The sequence below is a fragment of the Streptomyces sp. 13-12-16 genome (assembly GCF_002114215.1).
Lineage (GTDB): Bacteria > Actinomycetota > Actinomycetes > Streptomycetales > Streptomycetaceae > Streptomyces.
This window is the reverse complement of sequence record NZ_NCTE01000817.1, coordinates 1-451: the sequence shown is the minus strand read 5'-3', so window position 1 is coordinate 451 and position 451 is coordinate 1. Positions and strand designations below refer to the sequence as shown.

1 protein-coding gene is annotated in these 451 nt (G+C 77.6%); it reads right to left on the bottom strand.

Annotation, left to right across the window (positions count from 1 at the left end; genetic code table 11):
• Positions 1–451 (bottom strand): GTP-binding protein (locus B7767_RS29550; protein WP_143652692.1); only part of this gene is annotated, 451 nt, incomplete at both ends.

The window sequence follows — 451 nt, the reverse complement described above, 5'->3', positions numbered from 1 at the left end:
GGGCGCGCAGGCTGCCGCGGTCCAGGCCGGGTGCGGTGAAGGTGAGGTACTGGCGGCGGTCGCCGTGTTCCGGGTGCCAGTCCACCGAGGCGGCGACGCGGCGCTCCGCGGGCACCATCTCCCAGGCGGCGTCGGGCAGGGCCGCCAGCCAGGGACCGGCCGACTCCACGCACAGCGCGCCGCCCGCGGCGTCCCAGGAGAGCAGGGTGTCGGGGCGGTCCGCCAGCCAGAACCGCCCACGGCTGCGCGCGGCGGCGCAGGTCAGGTCCTCCAGCGCCGCGTAGAGGCGCTGTGGGTGGAAGGGCCGCTCGTGCCGCCAGACGAAGGTGCTCACACCGTGCTCGTCGCATTCCTGCGGCAGCAGCGCGCACGCGGGATGCACGCGGGCGGCGGCCGCTTCGGGGTCGAAGCCCGCCAGCAGGGCGGTGCCCAGGGCCCCGCTTCCCGCGGG